Genomic DNA, 22,232 nt, shown 5'->3' with positions numbered 1-22,232 from the left:
TGAAAAGGACTGTCGTGTCATTGATAACTGCGGTTGTCCTTCTTGCAGGAGGCGGTTACTTGTCGGCAGCTCAAGCGTCGACGACTTACCCTGTCCAGCGCGATTTGGTTGCCTTGGACGGTCAAGTGGTAAGCAGTCCTTACGGTCTCGTTGCAGGTGGAACAACCTACATGCCCATCTGGTATGTGACCGAAGCCCTGGCTCGAGTGGGGGTGAAGAACTCGTGGAATGGGCACATATTGCAACTCGTGACGCCTTCCACGACTTCCGTCAATCTAGAAGGGGTAAGCCCGGGTCACGGAGACATGAGCATCTTGATTAACGGTACACTCGTACAACACGTGTCAGGTATCACGTACATTGACCCGAGTTCCAACAAGCCAACCACTTACATGCCAATCTGGTACATCATGCAAGTCCTAAACCGTCTAGGTATTCGCAGCAACTGGGACGGATTACGCTGGGATTTGTGGAATACCCCGATTTTTGGTCAGCAATTTCTTAGCTACATCAAATCTCGTTCGAGTACAGTTTCGGTTGCCGTTTATGACGCTGAAAACGGACAAACCTACTTATACAATCCAAACTTGCGGTTTGACACAGCGAGTATTGTGAAGGCAATCATTATGGCGAATCTGCTGCATCAAACTGAAATTCATCACACTTCCTTGAGCCCTGAAGAGAGGTCCCTCATGCCCCCAATGATTGAGGACAGTAACAACTACGACGCATCAGAACTGTGGAACTTGTCCGGCGGGGCTTGGGGAATTGATCAATTCCTGCGAACCGCTGGGTTGGACCAGACCACACCAGGATTAGACGGATACTGGGGATTAACCCAGACCTCGGCCCTCGACCAGGTCAACCTTGTCCGTGATTACGCCTATCCGAATCAGTTGCTAGGCAACCCACAGCGCAACTACGGACTCTATTTAATGGAACACGTCGTGTCCTGGGAGGATTGGGGCGTGTCGGGAGGTGTACCCCGTGGCTCCACGGTGGCGCTCAAAAATGGCTGGCTCCCCATTGGAACGCAGGGGTGGGAGATTAACAGCATAGGCTATATCAATGGAGTAGGGAGGAACTACGTCGTGGGTGTCCTTACTCGAAACAACCCGTCTGAAGGGTATGGCATTGCGACGATCGAAGGGATTTCTCGTATTATTTGGAGTGAACTGTGATACAACAGAGTAGGACGACAAACGACGAAGAGCGAGTCGCGCAAAGGCGGTGGGAGTGTCTCCCTACCGCCTTTGCGATGTGCCTTGGCCTTCACCCTACTTACGAAAACGGGTGGCAATCTTGGTTTAGGTCTTGTGGCGACAGCACTCCATAGGAATACCCTAGCCGATGAGGCAACTCGAACAGCCTAGTGAGTCCCTCAATTCGTTGCGTGCCGTAGCCGAACGTGATTGGCGTCATTCCGGGAATTAGGGTCTTTACTGCATAGAACCCACCGTGAGACACCTCGGGGCTGCTCTGATTGACCACAATCACGTCAAACCCCCGACTGTGTAAATCGTCAAGAACTGCACTGAGAACCACTCGAATGTCTCTGGATTTCATTTGGTAGAGCATGTCTACGCCTGCGTACGCCTCTGAGACCGAGCGAATTTGCGCGGCGTTCGTCTGCCTGAGGAGGAAGTCCCAACGCGGATACGCTTCAGGCAGTGCGGCGACGGCAACGTGGTCGTGAAGGGTCTTGATTTTGGAGGCATCGAAGAACATCGGCACGGCATGTTCGTGTTTTTCTGCTGGTGCCTGCAAAAGGTTCATCACTTGAACACTTAACTCGCGCAGCGCCCCGTAGACGGCCTGGTGGTGATTTAAATGGCCCGCTGCCCCGCTGACAACTTTCGGATAGTCGTTCGCCATGTTAATACCCACGGCACAGACCGCAGGAATGCTCAGGTCATGAGAGATGTCGAACAGACGCACTTCAAATCCTACTTCCGACAGGTAATGAAGGACATCAGATGTCTCACGGGGGCAAGTGTCGTCCAGCTTCAGTTCAGGTGCCGGCATCTTCCCATACCACATGTTTAGAAAACCATCTCGCTCAAGCACTTCAAATAACCCGTGCAAGACTGCCTCTTCCACTGTGCCTCCGAGTGCGCATCCATTCGATGACTCGATGATGAACCGTTTCTCGTCAGCCGTTGGTCCATAGTAGGCGACCTGTTCCGGAATCAGCAGCGGCTGCCGCTGCTTGGTCGAGTATGCCCAAATCCATGAATAACTCCTGTCTTCAGCGAACGGTATGAGGCTGTGCGACGACTTGTACAGTTGCGGGAGGTGGAAGCCAAATTGGGATGGATGGACTGCGGGAGCAGCTAATTCGCAATACCTCTGAAACACGACCGGTCGACGGTTCACTGCTTGAACGCCACAACTCCGCTCAAGGGCCTCAAGAATCGCTGACTGCTTCGCGTCGACTAAGGTCAATCCCGAACCGTAGCCGGCGATGTCATCACCATCGGGGGTACAAATGTATGCGTTCGCTTGTACGTATCGGCCCTCATTCGCAAACGCGTTTATCGCCGAAATGTAGCCTACGTCGGGGTGTACGAACAGCGCTTGCAAGCGCGTGCAATCGATTGTCCCAACTCGTAGAGTATCCATGTTTTTTATCACATGGGAGGAGAAATCGAATTGGGCGAGAGCGGGACTGTCAGCTGGCATAAGGTCACATCGCGGACAATCGTGGTTCGGGATGAGGGGTACCCACTCGACTGGTGCTGGTGGCTTGTATACACCAACTTTCTCTCGACAGTTTGGAGGCGTCGGAGCGTCCGACAGGATAGACTCAATCTCTTGGGTTGCGATGTCCGCCAACGTGACCAGGTCTGTTTCAGTCATCTCCAGCGGCATGTCCACTGGGCTGTCTTGCAGGTTGAAAATAGCATTCATGAAACTTCGGTCGAAGGTGTTGTCAAAGCGCAGTTGCAGACACGTCGTACAGCCTGGGATACCCGGTGTCTCGAGCGGACCAAGCAGCACTGTCGAACCTCTGCCGAGCACCGATAGCACCCGGAGTTTGAACTGCCTGCACTTTGCTAGTACCGTCTGTTCAAATTCTGACGGCTGGTCCGATGCCAACACGACAAGGTTCGGCAGGCAATTTTTGAGGTCGTCCAGAGAACCAGTCTGAGTCAGATGAAGTTCTGGACTTTCCCCGTGCGTTCTTTTCCAGTTGTCCTCGATGTGCCGAGCCAATGTAGAATCTTCGTGAAGTAGGACGAAATTCATTAGACTCCCCACGTTTCTGTGTAACTGACAGATTTACACGCCTTATGTATAAGAAAAATACTCAGTCGTGGGTGCCTGTAGAACAAAACGAATTGGAAGTCGAGGTTCTAACGGGGAGAACGAAACTAAAGGGTTCAGCCCAAAGACTATGGATGTCATGCGCAACGTAGCGAATCGGTGTGGACAGCACAAGGTACAAAGTCGTTCCTCACTTGGGCGTGCAACCCCTCTTCCGGTTTGATATCGTGGAATCAGTACACTGACACGGCGAGCGGGGTAGGCAAAGATGAACATCTTATCAGCAAGCGAAATATCCAAAAGCTACGGTGAGAAGACCTTATTTGACCAAATCACCTTCGGGATCGACGGGGGGGACCGGATTGGGCTCATTGGAGTGAACGGGGCAGGGAAATCGACCTTGTTGAAGATTGTGGCCGGACTGGATTCTCCAGAATCGGGTACCGTGACCCTGGGCAGTAGGCTGACGGTTCACTATCTCCCTCAGGAGCCTGTATTCGATGCCGAAGGCACTGTTCTCGACCAGGTGTTTAACGGTGACTTGCCCGTCATGCGGTTGCTGCGGGCATATGAGCAGGTCTTGAGCTCGGTTGAGGCTGGACGACATTCCGAAGGCGATGAGGCTACACTGATTGCGCTGCAGGCACAATTAGATGAGCAAGGCGCGTGGCAACTCGAACACGAAGCCAAAACCATCCTGACACAGCTTGGCATCTTTGATTACCAGGCAAAAGTGGGGACGTTGTCTGGGGGCCAGCGAAAGCGGGTCGCGCTTGCTCGCGCCCTGATTCAGCCGTCTGACCTGCTTGTGCTTGACGAACCGACCAACCATATCGACAACGAGCGCGTTGCTTGGCTCGAGTCGTATCTGCAGAAGCGCAGTGGTGCTCTGTTTATGGTCACGCATGACCGTTACTTTTTGGACAGAGTCGTCAACCGCATTTTCGAACTGGAACGGGCGAAACTCTTTCAGTACGTCGGCAACTACGACACGTTTTTACAGACCAAGCTGGAGCGAGAAGAGCAGGCGCTTGCATCAGAAGAGAAGCGGCAAAACTTCTTGCGCAACGAACTCGAGTGGATTAAACGCGGCCCTAAGGCACGTGGCACCAAGCAGAAGGCGCGAACGGAGCGTTACTATGAAATCCTCGAACGGCGACCGAGCGAAGCGGCCCAGACGCTTGATGTTTCAATCGCTCGATCACGGTTGGGCAACAAGGTGATTGAACTCGACCACGTGACCAAGCATTTCGACGAAGTTGCGGTGGTCGACGAGTTCAGCTATATCGTGTTGCGTGGGGATCGAATTGGCATCGTCGGTTCAAACGGCAGCGGAAAGTCCACGCTGCTCAAATTGATGGCGGATCGACTTCCACCAGATAGCGGGTCTGTGTCGTTCGGGTCCACAGTAAAAATCGGTTACTTCTCTCAAGAGCACGAAGAACTCAACGGGAGTCAGCGGGCCATTGAGTACATTCGGGAAAGTGCAGAATATATCGGGACTGCGGATGGAGAGATGGTGTCGGTCTCGCAGATGCTCGAGCGTTTTCTGTTTCCAGCCTCGCTTCAGTGGACGCCCATCAACAAACTGTCGGGTGGCGAGAAGCGCCGACTCGCTCTGCTCAAGACCTTAGTTTCCGCGCCAAACGTTTTGCTCTTAGATGAGCCGACAAATGACCTTGATATTCCCACACTTACAGTGCTCGAGGCGTTTCTCGCCGACTTTCGCGGAGCAGTCATCGTCGTTTCTCATGACCGCTATTTCCTCGACAATGTGGTCGAAAAGGTATTTGACTGCACAGGCGGCGGACGAGTCTCGGTGTACACGGGGAACTACTCCGATTACGCAGCGAAGCGAGCGGATGACCAAACGGAGTTCGCAGACCCCGCCAGCCCGCCCGCGAAACGTGAATTGCGCAGCGTGGGGAGTACGAGAGGTGAGAGCAAGGAGCGGGTCACGCTCAAGTTTACATACAAGGAGCAAAAGGAATATGACGAGATCGAGGGCCGGATTGCAGAGGCGGATGCGGCTCTCGCTGAAGTCAGTCGCCAGATGGAACAGACTGGCGTAGATGTCGGTCGCTTGCAGGGCTTGTTCGCGGAACAACAGTCGCTTGAAGCCCGCCTAAGCGAGTTGTTCGACCGTTGGGCCTACTTGAGTGAGCGAGCGGAGGAAATTGAACGAAGTCGGAATCCTAAGTAGACCCCAGGAACCGTTGATTGGTAAACTGAGGTGGATGATTGCCGATCAGGCGCTCTACAAGGCGAACCATCAGGGTGGACAGAGGTACGAATTCGCACAATCATCTTGTTTCCATACCTATTATTTCCGGTCTTTCATTCGGACCAAGAAATGGGGTTTCACCTTGTCAGAGACGAATATTGCCGTGTCCATCCGCGACTTGCGCGTTGTGTTTGGGACCAATGTGGTTCTCAAAGGCGTCAACCTAAATGTGGAACGCGGGCAAATCATCGGCTACATTGGACCGAACGGCGCGGGGAAGAGCACCACCATCAAATCTGTTCTGGGGCTTGTCAAGGACTACCTCGGCGAGATCCGCATTTTCGGGCAGACGCTCGAGGATGGCGAACTGACGTACAAACGAAGAATTGGCTACGTCCCGGAGACAGCAGAAATCTACGACGCTCTGACGGCAGGCGAGTATTTAACGTTCATTGGCAGGCTGTACGGGATTGACCCCAAGACTGCCGAACGGAAGGCGCGCGCCCTGATGGGGATTCTCGACCTCAGCTCTGCGTACAACAGTCGGCTGTCCTCGTATTCTAAAGGAATGCGTCAGAAAGTCCTGTTGATATCTAGTCTACTGCACAACCCCGATATCCTTTTCCTCGACGAACCGCTAAGTGGCCTCGATGCCAACAGTGTCAGTGTGGTGAAAGACATTTTGACTCAACTTGCAGCCAAAGGAAAAACGATCTTCTACTCATCTCACATCATGGAAGTTGTGGAGAAAATCAGCAACCGAATCGTTCTCTTAAACGACGGCCTGGTTGTTGCGGATGGGACTTTTGAGGAATTGTCTGCACAAGCCAGTGAGCGGTCGCTGGAGGAAGTTTTTAATGACATCACGGGTTTCCACGAACACACAGATATCGCAGCCCGGTTTGTGTCGACAGTCGAAGAGGTGTCTCGATGAAAGAGTTCCTGTCTCTACGGCTGTTGGACCGGTTCAGCAAAATTTTCGAGCAATTGGGCTGTGACTACCCGCTGTTGCGAGACATCCTGCAGGTCAAACTCACCATGGATACCCGCAGGGTGCCGACCATCATGCGAAACGCGCGACGTAAGAAGCCACTCGACGAGGACAGCAACCGCTTTGTCCGGTCCCTTTGGCTGTACGCCTTTCTGGGGCTGGTTCTGATTCCGTTTGTTCTGATGAATCAGACCTACCTGTTTCAGATGAGCACATCTTTTGCCATCTTGATGTTCCTCGCCATGATGTCGATGATCTCGGACTTCGCCGCCGTGTTGCTCGATGTTCGCGACATTTCCATCATCGCTACAAAACCGGTCCCTGCGCGCACGCTTAGTTTTGCCCGGGCCATTCACGTCACAATGTACCTCTCTATGTTGACTGGCACGCTCGCAGCCCCCGGACTCATCGTCGCTTTGTTGCGACATGGTTTCGTGTTCTTTCTGCTGTTTGTCCTCATGATCATCTTGATGGACATGTTTGTGTTGGTGTTTACTGCCCTTCTCTACTTGGTTATTCTCAACGCCTTTGACGGTGAGCGATTGAAGGACATCATCAATTACGTACAGATAGCGCTGTCGATTGTTATGATCGTCGGCTATCAACTTGTTGGGCGGTCCTTTGCACTCCTGAATCGGCACATCGCGTTCCACACCGCTTGGTGGCAGGTCGTTGTCCCACCTATCTGGTTTGGCGCAGCATTTACATGGCTCCAAAGTGGACACCAGGGAGGCGAAATCGTCGTGCTCTCGATTTTGTCAGTCTTGGTGCCTACTGCCTTGCTAGGTCTCTATATTCGGCTGTTACCAACGTTTGAGAGACGGCTTGAAAAACTCGCAAACAGCGCAAAACAAAGGGAGCGGCAGTCTAGGCTGATCCCGTTCGTTTCTCGACTTCTTTGCAGAAGTCAAGAGGAGCAAACGTTTTTTCAGTTCAGTTCGTGGATGATGGGAAAAGAGCGGGATTTCAAACTGAAAGTTTACCCATCAGTCGGCCTTGCTCTTGTGTTTCCGTTTATCTTCCTGCTCAACCCAGCCTTTTCAGGCGGAGGGCACTCGCTGGCTTCCGGGAAGGCGTATCTGTTTATTTACGCAATCAGCCTGGTGGTGCCGACTTTCTTGATGATGTTGAAACACTCTAGTCAGTACAAGGCGGCCTGGATTTACGAGGTAACCCCAGTAGAACGTTTGTCGTCCGTCTATCGGGGAACTGTGAAAGCTGCTCTGGTGCGGCTGTTTCTTCCCATCTACCTGATTGATGGCGTCGTGTTCACGCTCATCTTTGGCTGGCGAGTGGTGCCGCAACTGGTCATTGTGGGTCTGAGCATCGGAGTCTACACTGTGATTAGCTTTCACTTTTTGGAGAAAGGGTTACCCTTTTCGCGACCGTTTGAAACGACTCCAGCGGCGGACCGCTACATCGTACCGATTCTCATTTTGTTGATTCTGATTTTCGTCGCCGTACACTTTGTTAGTACCCTGATTCCGTTCGGTGTGTACGTGTATGCGGGGATTCTAATTCTCTTAAACGCGCTGGTTTGGAGTGGGGGGATGGAGCGTCGAGGGAGACGCATTTGGACGCCTTGACCAGAAGTGGCGGTGGCATCCCTTCAGGCCTCAACATGCCTTGGGGACGCCCCGTCGCTTGCAACTCTCTTGGCCTTAGCAGGACGCGCTGCGGTACTTCTTGGTGAATCCAATCACGGAGTAGATGTCTCCTCGCAGTGCCGCACGCTGCTTGTAGCCGGCGCCCAAAAGAGTGGTAAACACATCACGAGCGAGTTCTCCAGTGTTGATTCGCGTATGCGCGTTCTTGTACTTCACGTAAAAGACGCGATTTGTGCGGTTATCGAACGTGACGGTGATGACCTTGTATTTCTCCCGCGTGTTCATATTCCCCACCACCCTTCATTTAAGGCCTAGTCGTGTGTTTGTCAACACACCATTAGTCAATGCAGACAGGCTTCTTACTGCGAAGGACATGCGTGGATGAATGATAAACTTGGGAGAATAACTAGAACCCCCGTCACTGTAGACGAGGGCTCTCGAACAATGCAGAGACTGCGTGGACTTGCGTCGTCGCTTTAGACCAAGACTAGGCTTTCATCTTCTGAGACCCGCGTGCCAAGGTCGAAGCGGTCTGCGTCCATGACTTTGACCCAAGCTGCGACAAAGTCTCTGACAAACTTCTCCTGGTTGTCGTCTTGTGCGTACACTTCTGCAAGGGCGCGCAGGACGGAGTTTGAACCAAACACGAGGTCGACAATCGTCGCCGTGCGCACAAGTTCCCCAGTCTGTCGATGACGTCCCTCATAGACGCCGCTGTCGGTTGGCTTCCACTCAACGCCCATGTCCAGTAGGTTGACAAAAAAGTCGTTGCTCAACACGCCTTTGCGGTCGGTGAACACACCGTGTTCTGTACCGTCGTAGTTTGTACCCAAGACGCGCATGCCGCCAATCAGAGCGGTCATCTCCGGTGCAGTCAAGTTGAGCAACTGCGCCTTGTCAATTAAAAGCTCCGCTGCAATTGCGCTGTGGTGTGGCTTTGCGTAGTTGCGAAACCCGTCAGCAATCGGCTCTAACACGGCAAAGCTGGTGACATCCGTCTGCTCTTGCGTTGCATCGCCACGTCCAGAAGAAAACGGAACTGTGACGTTAAAACCTGCATCGCGTGCAGCCTTCTCAACTGCTGCACTGCCGCCGAGCACAATCAAATCGGCCATGCTTACGTTCTTGTCGAGTTCGTTTTGGATCCGCTCTAGTACGCCAAGCACTTTTTCGAGTTGTGACGGTTGGTTTACTTCCCAATCCTTCTGTGGTGCAAGGCGTATGCGAGCACCGTTTGCGCCGCCGCGCATATCTGAGCCACGGAAGGTGCTGGCTGAAGCCCAAGCCGTTGTCACCAATTCGCTGACCGTAAGCCCGGAGTCCAAAATCCTGCGCTTCAGGTCGGCGACTTCTGTGTCAGTCAACTCATAGTCGACCGTCGGGACTGGGTCTTGCCAGTCAAACTCTTCTGTCGGGACTTCTGGGCCTAGGTACCTGACTCGTGGTCCCATGTCGCGGTGTGTTAGTTTGAACCAAGCGCGAGCAAATGCATCCGCAAACTCGTCGGGCTGCTCGTGAAACCGCCGAGAGATTTTTGCGTATTCTGGGTCCTCTCGCAAGGCCACATCAGTAGTCATCATCATGGTCGGAACTCGTTTCGACTGGTCTTCTACATCCGGGGCAAGGTCTTCTTCCACGGGATTCACGGGTTCCCATTGCTTTGCGCCGGCTGGGCTCTGGGTCAGTTTCCACTCGTACTTGAACAGCAGGTCGAAGTAGCCGTTATCCCACTCGATGGGATTCGCTGTCCAAGCACCTTCAGGACCTCCTCCAATTGTGTCACGGCCAAAGCCTTTGCCGTGTGCGCTCTGCCAGCCTAGGCCCATCGCCTCGACTGGGGCGGCTTCAGGCTCCCTGCCGACCTGTGTCGGATCACCGGCACCGTGCGCCTTGCCGAATGTGTGTCCGCCTGCAATGAGCGCCACGGTCTCTTCATCGTTCATCGCCATGCGTTTAAAGGTCTCGCGGATGTCGCGAGCAGCGGCCAATGGGTCAGGGTTTCCGTTTGGTCCTTCCGGGTTCACGTAGATGAGACCCATCTGCACGGCACCGAGCGGATTCTCCAGGTCGCGGTCGCCAGTGTACCGCTTGTCACCGAGCCATTCGGTTTCAGCACCCCAGTAGATGTCTTCTTCAGGGTGCCAGACGTCCCTGCGGCCCGCCCCAAAACCGATTGTCTTTCCGCCCATGGACTCAATCGCGACATTGCCCGCGAGGACAATCAGGTCGGCCCAAGAGATTTTATTACCGTACTTTTTCTTGATTGGCCAGAGCAGTCGGCGAGCCTTGTCGAGATTGACGTTGTCCGGCCAACTGTTGAGGGGAGCGAAGCGCTGTGAACCGGTTCCAGCGCCGCCGCGCCCGTCCCCAATGCGGTATGTACCTGCAGAGTGCCAGGCCATACGGATGAAGAAGGGGCCGTAGTGTCCATAGTCAGCAGGCCACCAATCTTGACTGTCTGTCATGAGGTTGCGAAGGTCGCGCTTGAGGGCATCGTAATCCAATTCTGCAAATTCCTTGGCATAATCGAAGCCGTCACCCATGGGATTTGACTTGCGGTCATGTTGACGCAGGATGTTCAAGTTGAGTTGGTTTGGCCACCAATCTTTGTTTGACGGACCGCGGGATTGGTGAGTCGTAGCACTACCGTGCATGACCGGGCACTTTCCGGTGTTGTCAGCGTCTGGCATGGGCAATTCTCCCCTCTATCAAAGTTTAGATTTAGATTTAATATAAATAAAGTGTATAACGGGGCACCTCCGTCGTCAAGGGGACGGGCCCACTTCTGGTGGCCAGAGGTCGTCACGACATCCCTTCGCCAGTACGTCAAGCACTCGTCTCATTATATTGATTTCAATTGCAGTTATGCGATGAAACGAGCCACGCGTGTTCGGTCCGACACCACCATAATTTCGCACTCATCAGAATGGCTGCTATCGGTTATAGTTGATTTACTACGAGAACCGGGGATTTCGCTTCAGGAGGCAACTATGAAACGCGACCTAGCTTTATATTTGGTCAGTGAGGTGATTCTCGACATCGGGATTGGCCTATTCCAATATGCCCAGCCATTCTACTACGTGTCGCACGGCGCTAGCGACGCTATGGTTGGCTTCCAGTTTGCACTGAATGCGCTTTGCGGCGGCGTCGGTGCACTGCTGTTCGGGCCCGTCGCGGATTACATCGGGGCGTCAAAGGTATGGAAGGCGACAAGTTTTGGCTTGGCTCTCGGTTACCTCATCACGGCGCTCACTCACACTGTGCTCCTCTGGTCCGTCGGCTCCATCGTGACAGGACTCAGCGCAGCGCTTTTGATGAGCACGGAGAACGTTGTCTTGAAGAGACTCAGTTCCGACCGAGAGATGGCGAGTGTTCTGAGCAAATTTGTCGCCTTGTACAGTTTTGTTATTGGCGCTGGCAGCGTGGCATCGGGCTGGGTCAGCACAGCGTCCGGCTACGGGACTGCAGTCGTAGTCGGCGCCCTGGTCACACTTGCCGCCATGCCGATTCGCCTGTTTACACAAGGGCGAGACACCAAGACGCACACCGCTTTCCGGCGACCATCGCGGCGCATCCTCGCGATGTCGGTGTACGCCTGCATGTTTGGCATTGGCATGGCGCTCGTCAATCAGTTTGCGACCATTATTATCCACAGACAGCTCGGTATGTCGACACACGGTACAGCGGTCGTTGCGGCGGGAGGGACATTCATGGTCTCCCTCGGATCGTTGTTTGTTTCCGCGCTCTTGCGTAAGTTCCGCCGCAACTCCACTCTGGGGCTTAGTTACGTGGCCACAATTGGTCTTACGCTCGGACTCGCCTTCTCTCGCAGTCCGGGCGCGTACAGTGCACTGTACCTGGCGCGCACAGCGACTACGTCGATTCCAGGTCCGATTGTTGACGCGGCATTCCTAGAATTGACGCCTGTGACCGACTTTTCGCAGATGTTCGGTGTTCGCGTCTTTGGCACGAACGTCGGGACATCAGTCGGCTCATTCGCTGGCGGCGCCTTGGTCGGTGCCCGCGCACTCGGCTGGCTGGCGTCGCTGTCCGCAGTTGTGTTCTTAGCCGCCGGCGTCTACCTGATCGTACTCCTTCGCCGCATCTCGCAAGTGGCAGGACAACCGGCATACGCCATGCAACGAGAGACTGATGTAACGAGCCTGTAAGCCGTCTAGTCTAGGTCGCAGTCCACTTCGGCCGCTAGAACTCGAGCTTGCCAGTGTAGAGAAATTCCTCCACGGGGTGGTCGTCGACCACACCGTCCAGAATCCGCCGCGTTCCATTCAGCGCGTCATCGAGCGGGACGGAGACTCCCTCACGGTGTGTAAATGGCTCTGCCACATAAAACGGTTGAGACAAGAACGCCTCTAACCGTTCACCACGATGGTACGTGACCCGGTCCACGTCTGACAGTCGATCGACTCCCCACGCTGCAACGAGTGAGCGCAATTCTTTGTATCTGCGCAGCAGTTTCTTGGCACGCTGTTGAATCGTGAGGTGAGTCATCTCCGCCTGAGCACCTTCTAGCAGGGCAGAGGTGGAGGTGACGGGGTCAACTGCGGGATAGAGTGAGCGTGTCACAAGATTCACGTCGAAGCGAAGTAACGTGTCAAGTGGGCCGTACGGTATGTCTTCGTCCGCGGCTTCGCCACTCACGTCCACCAAAATGGTCGTGACCGGACGTGCACCGAATTCGTTGAGCTTCTCGTTCAGTGTCCACAGTCCGCCGGACAGGACCGTGCGCCGGTCCGCTGCAAGCAGGATGTCATGCTCGCTCTGGCGCTGGTCAATCAGAGAGTAGATTTCGTCCAAAGTAGTTCCCGTGAGTTGGGCGCTGTCCATCAGGTCCTTGATGGCGTGATGGACATTGTCCGAGTCGGTGAGTTCATGGAGCGCGAACGGCGACCAGAACACTGTGGCGTAATCCCGTTGTTGAAACCGATGAAACAACTCTTGGACTAGCACCAATTGCCCCACGTTTGTCCGTGCCACTAGCCCAATTGTGCCACCGCGTACCAAGGGTGCAAACAAGTCTAAGACTTTGATCCCGGATTCCAGCATCCCGGTTTTCCCTCCTCTGATCACTAACTCGTCGAGTGAGCACCCTGCTAAAGTGGCTAATGTCACCAGAGTGCGTATCTCAGCACGAGCCAGCGGAATTTTGCCAGTGCACAGATTGGAGACTGTCGCAGGGCGAAGGCCAACTGCTTTCGCAGCATTGGTCAGGTTGGGCACTTTCCGGCGCAACAGCGGTACGTTCAAACGAATGTCCTCATCCACAACTGTACCCTCCTTTGAGTACATAGTAATTTAAATTACGTTAAAATGCAATCACATTTTCTTTTTAAAGTAATTATATTTACTTTGCGCGTGGTGGTGGAATGAAGTGCAGCGGTGAGAGGGCAATGTTCCGCTACGTGAGGCTTGTCCAGCTCAGACTGGGCTTAGCGTGTCTCGACCCCGTCGCCAGCGGCGAGAGTGGGACAGCCGCGGAGTCAGAGTCTCCCCTCGAACCGTGACTGCTTGCGATACCGGCCCATCGGAACCTGAAGCAGGCAAGTCTGTCGTTTCGAGTCGAAGTGGTAGATGCGGTCGCACACCGCCTCGTCGTACCCGAGCAGAGGGTGACCCGCCAGACCGACTGCGGAGGCTGCGAGCAGCAGTCGCTGTAAGGCGATTCCGACCTCCATCTGCTGGATTCGGTACCCCCGGTACCCGAAGTCGGCGCGGCGATGGTCACCTGCCCCCACTAGGTGGAAACAGAGCGGCACTTGAAAGAGATTGACCGTAGGCATCGACAACCCGTATTGCAGTTCCATGCGCACGTCTCCCGACCGGAGCAAGTGCAGTGCATCTGAGTCCGGGGCGTAGAGATACGCGCCGTCTTGAATGCCGTCGATTCCGTGGACGCAGACGGCTAGTTGAATCGGAGGGTGTGAAGGCTGGAAAGTGGGCTCCGTGTCGCAGGTATAAGAAAGGCGAGCCGTTGTGCGCAGCACTGTGGTGAGTTGTTTGAGACTGACGGGAACGGAGGTGAAATCAAGGGCTGGTGAAAACCGCTGCCGACAGGCGATATCAAAGTCTGCCAGACGATGGTCTTCATCGTGAAGCGGTATTGGTTCACCGACCGCAGTACTTTCGCACAACTCCTGATTGCTGGCACTGCGAAACTCATCTGTGGAATGGAACATCGCGGCTAGGTTGGCCTCGCGCAGCAACGGGTAAGGGGTGAGCCTCTGCGACTTTACATAGTGTCGATGGTTGAGTCGCTGGACGTCGCTGGTGAGGACTTCATCGGTTACAGCCGCTGGCGCCTCACGTATTCTTTCCCGACTGGTGGGTCCGTGTCCGACATGGTGTAGTGGAATGACGGCGTACACGCTCTCATTTTTTTCGTCTAGCCCAAGGATGTGATTCATCGCGCGGTCGAGAAACTGAAAGTACACGGAACCGGAGTAGCCGCAGACCTCTGCAACCGAGAGCGATTGACCCACGAGCACACCGGCGTCGAGCCCTTGCAGCCGATAGGCGAAGTCGTGGTACTTGAAGTAGTTTTTCCAAAACACGGTCGATACAAATAGCACGCCAATGGCCGAAGACAGGTGGCAACCGCGCCCCAGCGCGCATTCGAGATAGGTGTCGTAGTTGCCTGCCCGCAGGAGCACGAGGCGGTGGTGCGCCACGTCGTAGTGGTAGAAGCCGGGGGGCACCGCATCTACGCGCAAGTAGGCGTACAGTTCACTTGGGTAGAGTGCCCCGCCGGAGGGTACGAACCGCCGGAGGGCTTGCAGAATGCAGGCCTCTTCACCCTCATCAAATCTCGGCAGGACTGCGTGACTCAAGTGTGTCAGCCCGTAGGTGTACCAGAAGAGCGTCGCGAGTTCCTGGAGACTTGGGTTGCCGGTTGGGAGCAGCCTGGTCGGACGACCGCCGCATGACATCGGTGTCTGTAGAGACGTCGACGGAGGCAACGGGATCGTTGGCAGACCTTGGTATAGCTTGAATGGCAGCGGCGCGTCTTCCCAGTCGACTTGTGCGTCGACGGGACGGACTTTGTCGATGTCAAAGTGCAAGTGGAGCAAAAAGTCGTCGAGTTGCATCGGTCGCCCTCCCCGGAACTTTCGATTACCTTCGGCCTAAGGAAACGGGTGTGGATGTGGGTTGAGCTCCTTCTTCGTCAGAGGTCGGTCCCGATACCCGAGTTGCATCGGAACGTTGAGCACTCGGTCGAGGTGTTCGAGACGTGTGAATTGGTAGCCAAAAGTCATCGGTAGCATGCCTGGAACAATTACTTTGACACAGGAGAGGCCGTTTCTGGATAACTCCGGCGATGTCTGATCGACGACCATCACGTTGAGCTTGAGTCGCTTGAACACTTGGAGCAGCGCTTGGAGGTCCTCTGTCAGGTCGGCGCTCTGGTCAAACTGGCGGGGGAACGCTTGAGCCAGCGTTTGGACCGGTCGGTTGTCGTCGAGCAGAAAGCCAAGTCTCGCTTCGGCTTCAGGCAGCCCATATAGCATGGAGTGATCGGCCATCTCACGGAGGCGGCTCGGGTACTTCAGCATGTGCAGGTAACGGTCTCGTTCCGCCTCCATTTTGTCATCAAAGCGGAGTAACATTCCGGCTGTCTCGTGAATGGCAGCTTTGACCGCTCGCAGTGGGTCAAGGTGAGAGGCGGCGGAACAAAGGAGGTTCAGGCCGCGTGATCGCCTGTTTTTTGCCACGACGAACACGGTCGGGACGGCGTTCTCCATGGTTGCATTGTAAAAGTGTAGGCCGTAACCCGTGACAGTGCGTAAGCGTTCCATCATCCACCGTAGTTCACGGTCAGGGTGAGTAGACAAGTCGAGCAGAGGGAGCGCCAACTGCGCGTACCACGTGAGCAGGAAGGCGTCGCGTTCAACGACTTCCAGGATGCCGTGAAAAATCGCCTCGGACATTGTGCTGCCGACGGCGCAGCCGTTCGACGTCTCGTAGACGAAGGCGTCTTCGTGAAAACCGAGGCTGTAGTAGGCGAGGTGTAGCGGCACGAGAATTGGCCGCTGTTCGGTGAGTGAGTGCGCCCAGACCCAATCCATCTGCGCGTCCTCGCGAAACGCCCGAAACGGGAAATCAGGGCGGTCGTATTGCAGTGGGTCGTGTAGTCCGACGGACGCCGGGTGTAAAGCGTGATTGGCAATCTGCTCAAACGCGGCGCGCACGACAGGCCGTTTGCCGCGAGGTTCGATGCCACAATAGCGTTCGAGTCCCTCCAAAATCGCGACAGGTTCACAGTCGCTGTAGACGTTGGCGCGACCAGCTGTCCCCTCGTCGCCCATCGGCAGCGGCAGGTTCACACTGACGGTCGCGAAAGGCGTCACCAGGTCCTGTACTTTGGCGTTCAATAGCCCCGTATCTGGGTCGAGGTAGTCCTGACTCAGCTTTCTTGCAAAGTCACCGATGCTGCGACTGCGAAAACTTGTGGCTGACACTTTCGGAGTTGGCTCAAGCGTGATTGTCGCTGCCTCTGGTGTGTCCGTCGCCGGTGTACCGCAGACCGGGCAAGCGGTGATTGGCAAGACAAAGTGCCAGGTTGTCTCTAGTGTCATCAGGTTTGCCCGCAAAATGTGATTCGCAAGGCGACAAGCGTCGGGGCATCGTAGCGCCTGTTCTACTTGTGCCATGATGAGAGTTGTCATGTGGACAAGTCCTGTCCGGCTGACCCAAGCGTCGCGGCGTCGAGCAGGCTGTTCATCCGGTTCGGGGGTGTGATTCGTCGCTAACCACTCGCGCAGCCGCCACATCTCTTGGCGGTCTGACTCAGCCATGAGTAGACGTGTGTCCGCACACTGTGAGCAACCGGCATGACCGGGCCGGACGAATGGTCCAATGATTCCGTAGCCAAGCGCGACAAATCCCCGCACCCAGGGCACGCCAGCGCTACGAAACGACGCCTCGGCAGTTTCAGTCACAGCCGGTTGCCAGCCGTCGTCAAGGACAATGCCCAAGTCAATCCCGCTTGGAACCTCACCCGTCCACTCAGGATTGCGCGTCAGTGTGCAGAAATCTGCGGCGTCCAGTCGTCGCTCGACGAGGTGTGCCAACTCGCCCTGTCCGGTGACCCAAACACGTTGTGTCATGACGATTCCCCCCGCTCGAACGTGACGCCGACCACAGCGGCCACGGTCTCCTGCAAGAATGGCTCGACGGCCATGTCCACAAGCTCGACGTGTACGCCGCATTCATGCCAAAGGTCAACGGTGAGAGTCAGTTCTTCTGCACTGAATCCGCGCCATGTAGGGACTTCGAGCGGAATGGCACTCGCGTCGGCTTGAACTACGTCGTCTGTTGACTTCTCAATCACATCGCTCTGTGTGGTCACGCTAGTGTCGCTGCTCTCACAGAGCAGTACACAGGTAAGCACCCGCCGCAAGGCCATCGTCGTGGTGAAACCGACCGCCCCCACAAACCTGCCGCGGTGCTCGGCCCAAATAACCGGGATCGACAAAAGGTCATCCCCGCGCCAGATGACTGGCATCGAATCCACAGCCTGAAGGGAGCGCAGACAAAACTGACACAGTTCATCGTCGACTTCACCGAGGACAACTCGGCGCACGACGACCGGCTGTTTTTGAACGACCCGGCACAACTCACGGGTCAGCGCCTGGAGCAGGCCGCGTCCCACAGCTTCGGCGAACGTGAGTCCGGCGCCAACGCACATGCTGTGGAACTTGTTAGCCTCGGCAGCGATGAGCTTCTCCACGTACGTTTCGATGCCGACGAGTCCAGCTTCACGTCGCGCCTCATCGTGTGTGAGGGCGGTGGTGATATGTTCAGGGAGCAGGTCCGCGGGCCCAGGGGAGAGCGGGTCGATGGGTTGAACCTGGCACCTTGCAAACGGGATCTGCAGGAGTTCCCCCTCGTCCCAAACATGAAAAATCCCTGTGACGGGACTGGTTAATTCAGCGAAGCGCGACAGCGCCTCAGCTAGGTTCTCCATACTCCCGGCGTCATTGAGCAGTCTGTCCCGCCAGTTGTCCACCCGTCCTGCGACCAGAGTGGTCGACCTCTCTGCGGCTGGAATCACGTCGTGCCACGTGCCCGCGAGGGTCTCTCCATTGAGGACATATATGCGTGGCCGGGAGCCCTTATCGACCCCGGTCACGACCTTGAACAACTCAAATACGAGTACATTGCTGAGCACTGCCGCAGCTGTATCGGTAAATCCGCTGATACTGAGGTCCAGTTCCCACAAGGACGCGTGGAGTCGGCGCCATACGCTGTCAAATGTGACGTCTGCGCCTGACGCCGGCATGACCGCAGGTACGACGAAGCCGATGGGGCCGACTGCGACCGCGCAGAAGAACAGGGCCTGGGCACCGCGACAAACGGTTTCGACGCGGCGCAAAGCCTCCGGATGGACCGTATCACAAACGTACAGTACGGCGTCCATGGCGCGCACGGCGTCAGGCAGAGCGTCCACGGTCACGACGTGGATGACGGACAATCCAGATTGCAACAGCGCTTGGACGAGCGGGGATAGCAGAGAACCGCCACCGACAATGAACACTTTGGCGTTTCTGTACGTCTCGAACCGATAGGCGCCAGAGCCCTCCAGGTTGTCGAGAAACTCAATTTGTGTTTGGTAGGTCTCGAGGAGTGATTCCGACAACCCGTGTGCACTGTCTGTGCTGACGTCTCTGAGAAAACCGTTGTTGTAGAGAATGTCCGCAATCTCATAGACCCTGTCTCGGTAGGGGAGAGGCAATCCATCAGTCAAGGTATCGATGCTTTGCATGCCGTCAAACGCGGGTAGCAACTGCTCGATCCAGGACAGAACCGACGTGCCGTCCATTCGAAATGAACTCACATTGTTTCGAAAGTAAACGCTGCCGTCTGGGGCGGGCAAAAAGAATGTATCCGGTTTGACTTTGAGCCGCATCCAAGGCTGGACCGTCTGCATACAGACCCTCCTCGTCAATCGGACAGACTAGGTGCATCTGTGGAAGGCGTTCATGACCGCCCCATCTGCGGTATCATATCAATCCTCACGTTGAGAAGTTCCAAAAAGAAATCCCCATCCGATGAGACAAGTTGGACGGGGATGGAACATGTGTCTTGCGGTAAACTTAGTGACTAGAGCGCGGTTCCTGTTACCAGCAGAAAAAGCAGCCAAAACAGCCAAAGCAACCGCCACACCTGTAACACCCACCGCAGCCGCCACAACGGTAACAACCGCCGCAGCCACCGCACCGGTAACAGCCGCCGCAGCGCCAGAGGACGGTTTCCACATCGTTCTTGTTGTCAGTCGGTTTGACTTGTTCTGCATGTAAATCGCCGAGATCTAATTTCTGGATGTTCTTTTTGAAATCGCTCACTTCGCTCCACCCCCCGTCAGGGAATAGACCCCCAGTCGTTCGTATAGCTTTATGGGGGAGGGGGGCGAGGCGTACAGGCCACTGTCGTGCACCGAACACCCATTTTGAAGAGCGCGATGTTTGAACACCGAGCATCCCAACATTTGGGTTGACGAAAACCCATTGCGTCTGTGGGCTGTGGTTGGTAAGCTAGTAGACGTTCGGCACAATCGAAAATGAAGCTTCCGATTGCACAACTGGCGGAAATGTGGGGATAACCACAAGGGAGTGCAATCGTCTCACTTGCCGACCGCCTGGGCGCCCGTATGTACGGTGTCCAGGCGGTTTTGTGTTTTTTCAGACACCTGTTCCTCACGACCGCCGGGGCACTGCAGTCAGAATCGGCCGCGAGGCTGTATTCGACACCTAATCCGAGGAGGTCCTGCTATGTCAACCGCTGCGCCAACCACTCAAGCTGCCCTCCTGAGCGGGGTACCAGTCGCCGAGAGTATCAGAACTTCTGTGCTAAAACAGGTCAGAGCGTATCATGCGAAGGGTGTCACACCGACGATGGTAACGGTTCTCGTCCAAGGTGATGCCGCTTCAGCTGTGTATGCGCGGCAAAAAGCGCGCATGGGGAAGCGTCTTGGCATCGAAGTCGAGGTCCTTGAGCTAGACGCCAGTGCCACGCAAGACCAACTGTCTGACCTTGTGAGACGGTTGAGTCAGAGTCCTGACATACACGGGATTATGCTGGAACTTCCGTTGCCTGAACACATTCAACTGTCAGTAATCCTCGAACAACTCGATCCGCGTAAGGATGTAGACGGACTAACTGATGTCAATCGCATGGCGAATATCACCGGCGATCCCGGTGTCTATCCGGCGACTCCTTTGGCTTGTCTGGCACTGATCGACCACTACGACATAGAAGTGAAGGGTCGTGAGGTGGTTCTCATTGGCTGCGGCAAAACGGTTGGGAGCCCCCTGTTTCATGGACTGATTCGAAAAGGGGCTACGGTAACGGTCTGTACGGAGCACACCAGGGACTTGAAGTCCCATTTGCAGCGTGTGCCGCTTGCGGTCGTCGCAGTGGGGGCCGCGGGATTAATTCAACCGGAAATGGTGCATGAGGACCTGATTTTAATTGACGCAGGGATGAGTGAACTGCCCGATGGTCGCATGGTCGGCGACGTCAGTCCCGCTGTCGCTGATTACGTCGCAGCGCTGACACCGACCCCGGGAGGCGTCGGGAAGGTGACGACGATGCAGTTGTTCAGCAATCTCCTGCGCGCAATGTCGTTGCAGCAACTTTGACTGTTGCTGCAAACACGCCCCCGCGGTTCGCTGCTGTGGGGCTTTTCAAACACTCGAGGTTAGCCAGTTAATGCACTGTTGACGGGGCTGCACTGTCGTGATTTGTGCCGATTGACGTCGCTTCGCTGAGGCGTTTGTGATTCATGTACAGGTAGAAAGGGACGCCTGCGAGCATTAACAGAAAACCGTACATCACGGTCTGTGCGCCGGAACCATAAATCGCCCAGCCGGCATAGATAAAGCCAAGCAAGGAGATAAATGAAACTTTGATGAAAGTGAATAGGTTCAAGGTCTTCGTGCTCTTCATCAACATAATTTCTGAAGCAGCAGTAAATGCGTAGACCGGCAAATAGGACAGTGTAGCGAGCAGCATGACGAAGCTGAATGCTGAATTGAAGCTCCTGGTGTAGTTCATCAAAAGCAGGATGTTTGCGAGCACCGAGCCAATGATGAGAGCGATATGAGGTGTCCGATACTTGCGATGCACCTTCGCAAAAGCCTTCGGAAACATGCCGTCTTCTCCTGCAGCAAAGGCGATGCGCGCCGTCGACAACAACCAACCTACGGTGGTGCCAAGAATGCTGATCACCGCTGCGACTGTAATAACTTTGCCAATTCCATTGCCCATAAACTGACTCAAGATGTCGGAAATCGGTGCGGAACTTTGGGCAAGGTGAGTAGGGTTCATCGCGCCCATCGCGAATACATTAATGGCCATATACATCAAGGTTGCGATTGATATGCCGAGAATCGTACTGCGGCGGATGTTCCTCTCTGGGTTTTTGATTTCCCCAGCCGCAACCGTTGCACTCTCAAGACCAATGAACGCCCACAGGGTGGAAGACGCGGCGCCTGACATGGTCCCGAGACCCTTGTTGTGCGGAAACAACGGGGTAATGTTCGCGCCATTGAAGTGAACCGCTGCTATCACAATGAATCCAACAAACAGCAGGATTTCAAAGACAGTAATGGCTGTCTGAACCTTCCCTGCCAAACGAACGCCGAGAATGTTGATCCCGGTAAATACCCACAGGATGATACTGGTGAAGAGAAATCCGATGAGGTGATTCGAGGCGAGGACCGGGAATAGACCTCCTGTGTAGCTCGCGATCGCAATGATCACTGCCACATTGCCGATCCACGATCCGTTCCAGTACAACCATGCGTTCAAGAATCCGGTGAAGTTTCCGAACGCTTGCCGGGAAAACTCGTAAGGCCCACCCGTTCTAGGGTATTGGCTTCCGAGCTTTGCGAACGATAAAGCCAAGAAGATGGAACCGAGACCGGTCAGAATCCACGCCAACATAATTGACCCGGGCCCTGCCTTTTGCGCCAAGGTTGCGGGAAGCATGAAAATGCCAGAGCCCATCATATTGCCAGTCACTAGGGCGGTTGCCATCAACAGCCCGATGCCTTTCTTTAGTTGTGCTTGCTCCAAGTTGAGGCATCTCCTTTCGACTGCATGATTATGCAACAAAATGAGAATA

Annotated in this window: 15 protein-coding genes and 1 riboswitch; of the genes, 6 read left to right on the top strand and 9 right to left on the bottom strand. The window is 55.0% G+C overall.

Annotated features, from left to right (window positions below):
* Positions 1-59: 59 nt before the first annotated feature.
* Positions 60-1,181, top strand: a complete 1,122-nt coding sequence (locus JC200_RS06645) for a serine hydrolase (RefSeq protein ID WP_274435439.1) — start codon at positions 60-62, stop codon at positions 1,179-1,181.
* Between the two features lie 100 nt (positions 1,182-1,281).
* Here the strand turns inward: JC200_RS06645 and JC200_RS06640 are convergent, their stop codons facing one another.
* Positions 1,282-3,249, bottom strand: a complete 1,968-nt coding sequence (locus JC200_RS06640; RefSeq protein WP_274435438.1) for a TOMM precursor leader peptide-binding protein — start codon at positions 3,247-3,249, stop codon at positions 1,282-1,284.
* Between the two features lie 286 nt (positions 3,250-3,535).
* On the opposite strand from JC200_RS06640, the gene JC200_RS06635 reads away from it, so the two are divergent.
* The 3 genes from JC200_RS06635 to JC200_RS06625 all read left to right on the top strand — a co-directional run bounded on the left by JC200_RS06635 (position 3,536) and on the right by JC200_RS06625 (position 8,068).
* On the top strand, positions 3,536-5,470 hold the full coding sequence (locus JC200_RS06635) for an ABC-F family ATP-binding cassette domain-containing protein (RefSeq protein ID WP_274435437.1): 1,935 nt from the start codon (positions 3,536-3,538) through the stop codon (positions 5,468-5,470).
* Positions 5,471-5,633: 163 nt separating this feature from the next.
* Entirely contained in the window at positions 5,634-6,425 is a 792-nt protein-coding gene (locus tag JC200_RS06630) for an ABC transporter ATP-binding protein (protein ID WP_274435436.1), read from the top strand.
* Positions 6,422-8,068, top strand: a complete 1,647-nt coding sequence (locus JC200_RS06625) for a hypothetical protein (RefSeq protein WP_274435434.1) — start codon at positions 6,422-6,424, stop codon at positions 8,066-8,068. Before JC200_RS06630 ends, JC200_RS06625 begins: the two co-directional genes overlap by 4 nt.
* 75 nt (positions 8,069-8,143) lie before the next feature.
* On the opposite strand, the gene JC200_RS06620 is transcribed toward JC200_RS06625, so the two are convergent.
* Both JC200_RS06620 and katG read right to left on the bottom strand, forming a co-directional pair.
* Positions 8,144-8,374, bottom strand: a complete 231-nt coding sequence (locus tag JC200_RS06620) for a hypothetical protein (RefSeq protein ID WP_274435433.1) — start codon at positions 8,372-8,374, stop codon at positions 8,144-8,146.
* A gap of 191 nt (positions 8,375-8,565) precedes the next feature.
* The gene (gene katG / locus JC200_RS06615; RefSeq protein ID WP_274435432.1) at positions 8,566-10,779 is read right to left on the bottom strand and encodes a catalase/peroxidase HPI; all 2,214 of its coding nucleotides are present in this window, start codon (positions 10,777-10,779) and stop codon (positions 8,566-8,568) included.
* Positions 10,780-11,079: 300 nt separating this feature from the next.
* On the opposite strand from katG, the gene JC200_RS06610 reads away from it, so the two are divergent.
* Positions 11,080-12,258, top strand: coding sequence for an MFS transporter (locus JC200_RS06610; protein WP_274435431.1), 1,179 nt, complete (start codon positions 11,080-11,082; stop codon positions 12,256-12,258).
* Between the two features lie 34 nt (positions 12,259-12,292).
* Here JC200_RS06610 and JC200_RS06605 read toward each other — a convergent pair whose 3' ends face one another.
* The 5 genes from JC200_RS06605 to JC200_RS24375 all read right to left on the bottom strand — a co-directional run bounded on the left by JC200_RS06605 (position 12,293) and on the right by JC200_RS24375 (position 19,584).
* Complete coding sequence (locus JC200_RS06605; RefSeq protein ID WP_274435430.1) at positions 12,293-13,372, bottom strand: ATP synthase beta subunit C-terminal domain-containing protein; 1,080 nt, start codon at positions 13,370-13,372, stop codon at positions 12,293-12,295.
* A gap of 215 nt (positions 13,373-13,587) precedes the next feature.
* Positions 13,588-15,192 carry a SagB family peptide dehydrogenase gene (locus JC200_RS06600; RefSeq protein ID WP_274435429.1) on the bottom strand — a complete coding sequence of 535 codons (1,605 nt, stop codon included), beginning with the start codon at positions 15,190-15,192 and terminating at the stop codon, positions 13,588-13,590.
* 36 nt (positions 15,193-15,228) lie between these two features.
* Positions 15,229-17,211, bottom strand: coding sequence for a TOMM precursor leader peptide-binding protein (locus JC200_RS06595; RefSeq protein WP_274435428.1), 1,983 nt, complete (start codon positions 17,209-17,211; stop codon positions 15,229-15,231).
* Complete coding sequence (locus JC200_RS06590; protein WP_274435427.1) at positions 17,208-19,034, bottom strand: hypothetical protein; 1,827 nt, start codon at positions 19,032-19,034, stop codon at positions 17,208-17,210. The genes JC200_RS06595 and JC200_RS06590 overlap by 4 nt, the downstream gene beginning before the upstream one ends.
* A gap of 190 nt (positions 19,035-19,224) precedes the next feature.
* Positions 19,225-19,584 (bottom strand): heterocycloanthracin/sonorensin family bacteriocin, encoded by a 360-nt coding sequence (locus tag JC200_RS24375; protein ID WP_443111874.1) that lies wholly within the window; start codon positions 19,582-19,584, stop codon positions 19,225-19,227.
* An 87-nt stretch (positions 19,585-19,671) separates the two neighbouring features.
* A riboswitch (ZMP/ZTP riboswitch) is annotated at positions 19,672-19,755 on the top strand.
* 120 nt (positions 19,756-19,875) lie between these two features.
* On the opposite strand from JC200_RS24375, the gene JC200_RS06585 reads away from it, so the two are divergent.
* Entirely contained in the window at positions 19,876-20,745 is an 870-nt protein-coding gene (locus tag JC200_RS06585; protein WP_274435425.1) for a bifunctional 5,10-methylenetetrahydrofolate dehydrogenase/5,10-methenyltetrahydrofolate cyclohydrolase, read from the top strand.
* Positions 20,746-20,812: 67 nt separating this feature from the next.
* On the opposite strand, the gene JC200_RS06580 is transcribed toward JC200_RS06585, so the two are convergent.
* Complete coding sequence (locus tag JC200_RS06580) at positions 20,813-22,183, bottom strand: APC family permease (RefSeq protein WP_274435423.1); 1,371 nt, start codon at positions 22,181-22,183, stop codon at positions 20,813-20,815.
* Positions 22,184-22,232: the final 49 nt, after the last annotated feature.

This window comes from Alicyclobacillus sp. ALC3 (assembly GCF_028751195.1).
Lineage (GTDB): Bacteria > Bacillota > Bacilli > Alicyclobacillales > Alicyclobacillaceae > Alicyclobacillus_L.
The sequence above is the reverse complement of the archived record's forward strand: the minus strand, read 5'-3'. Positions and strand labels throughout refer to the sequence as shown.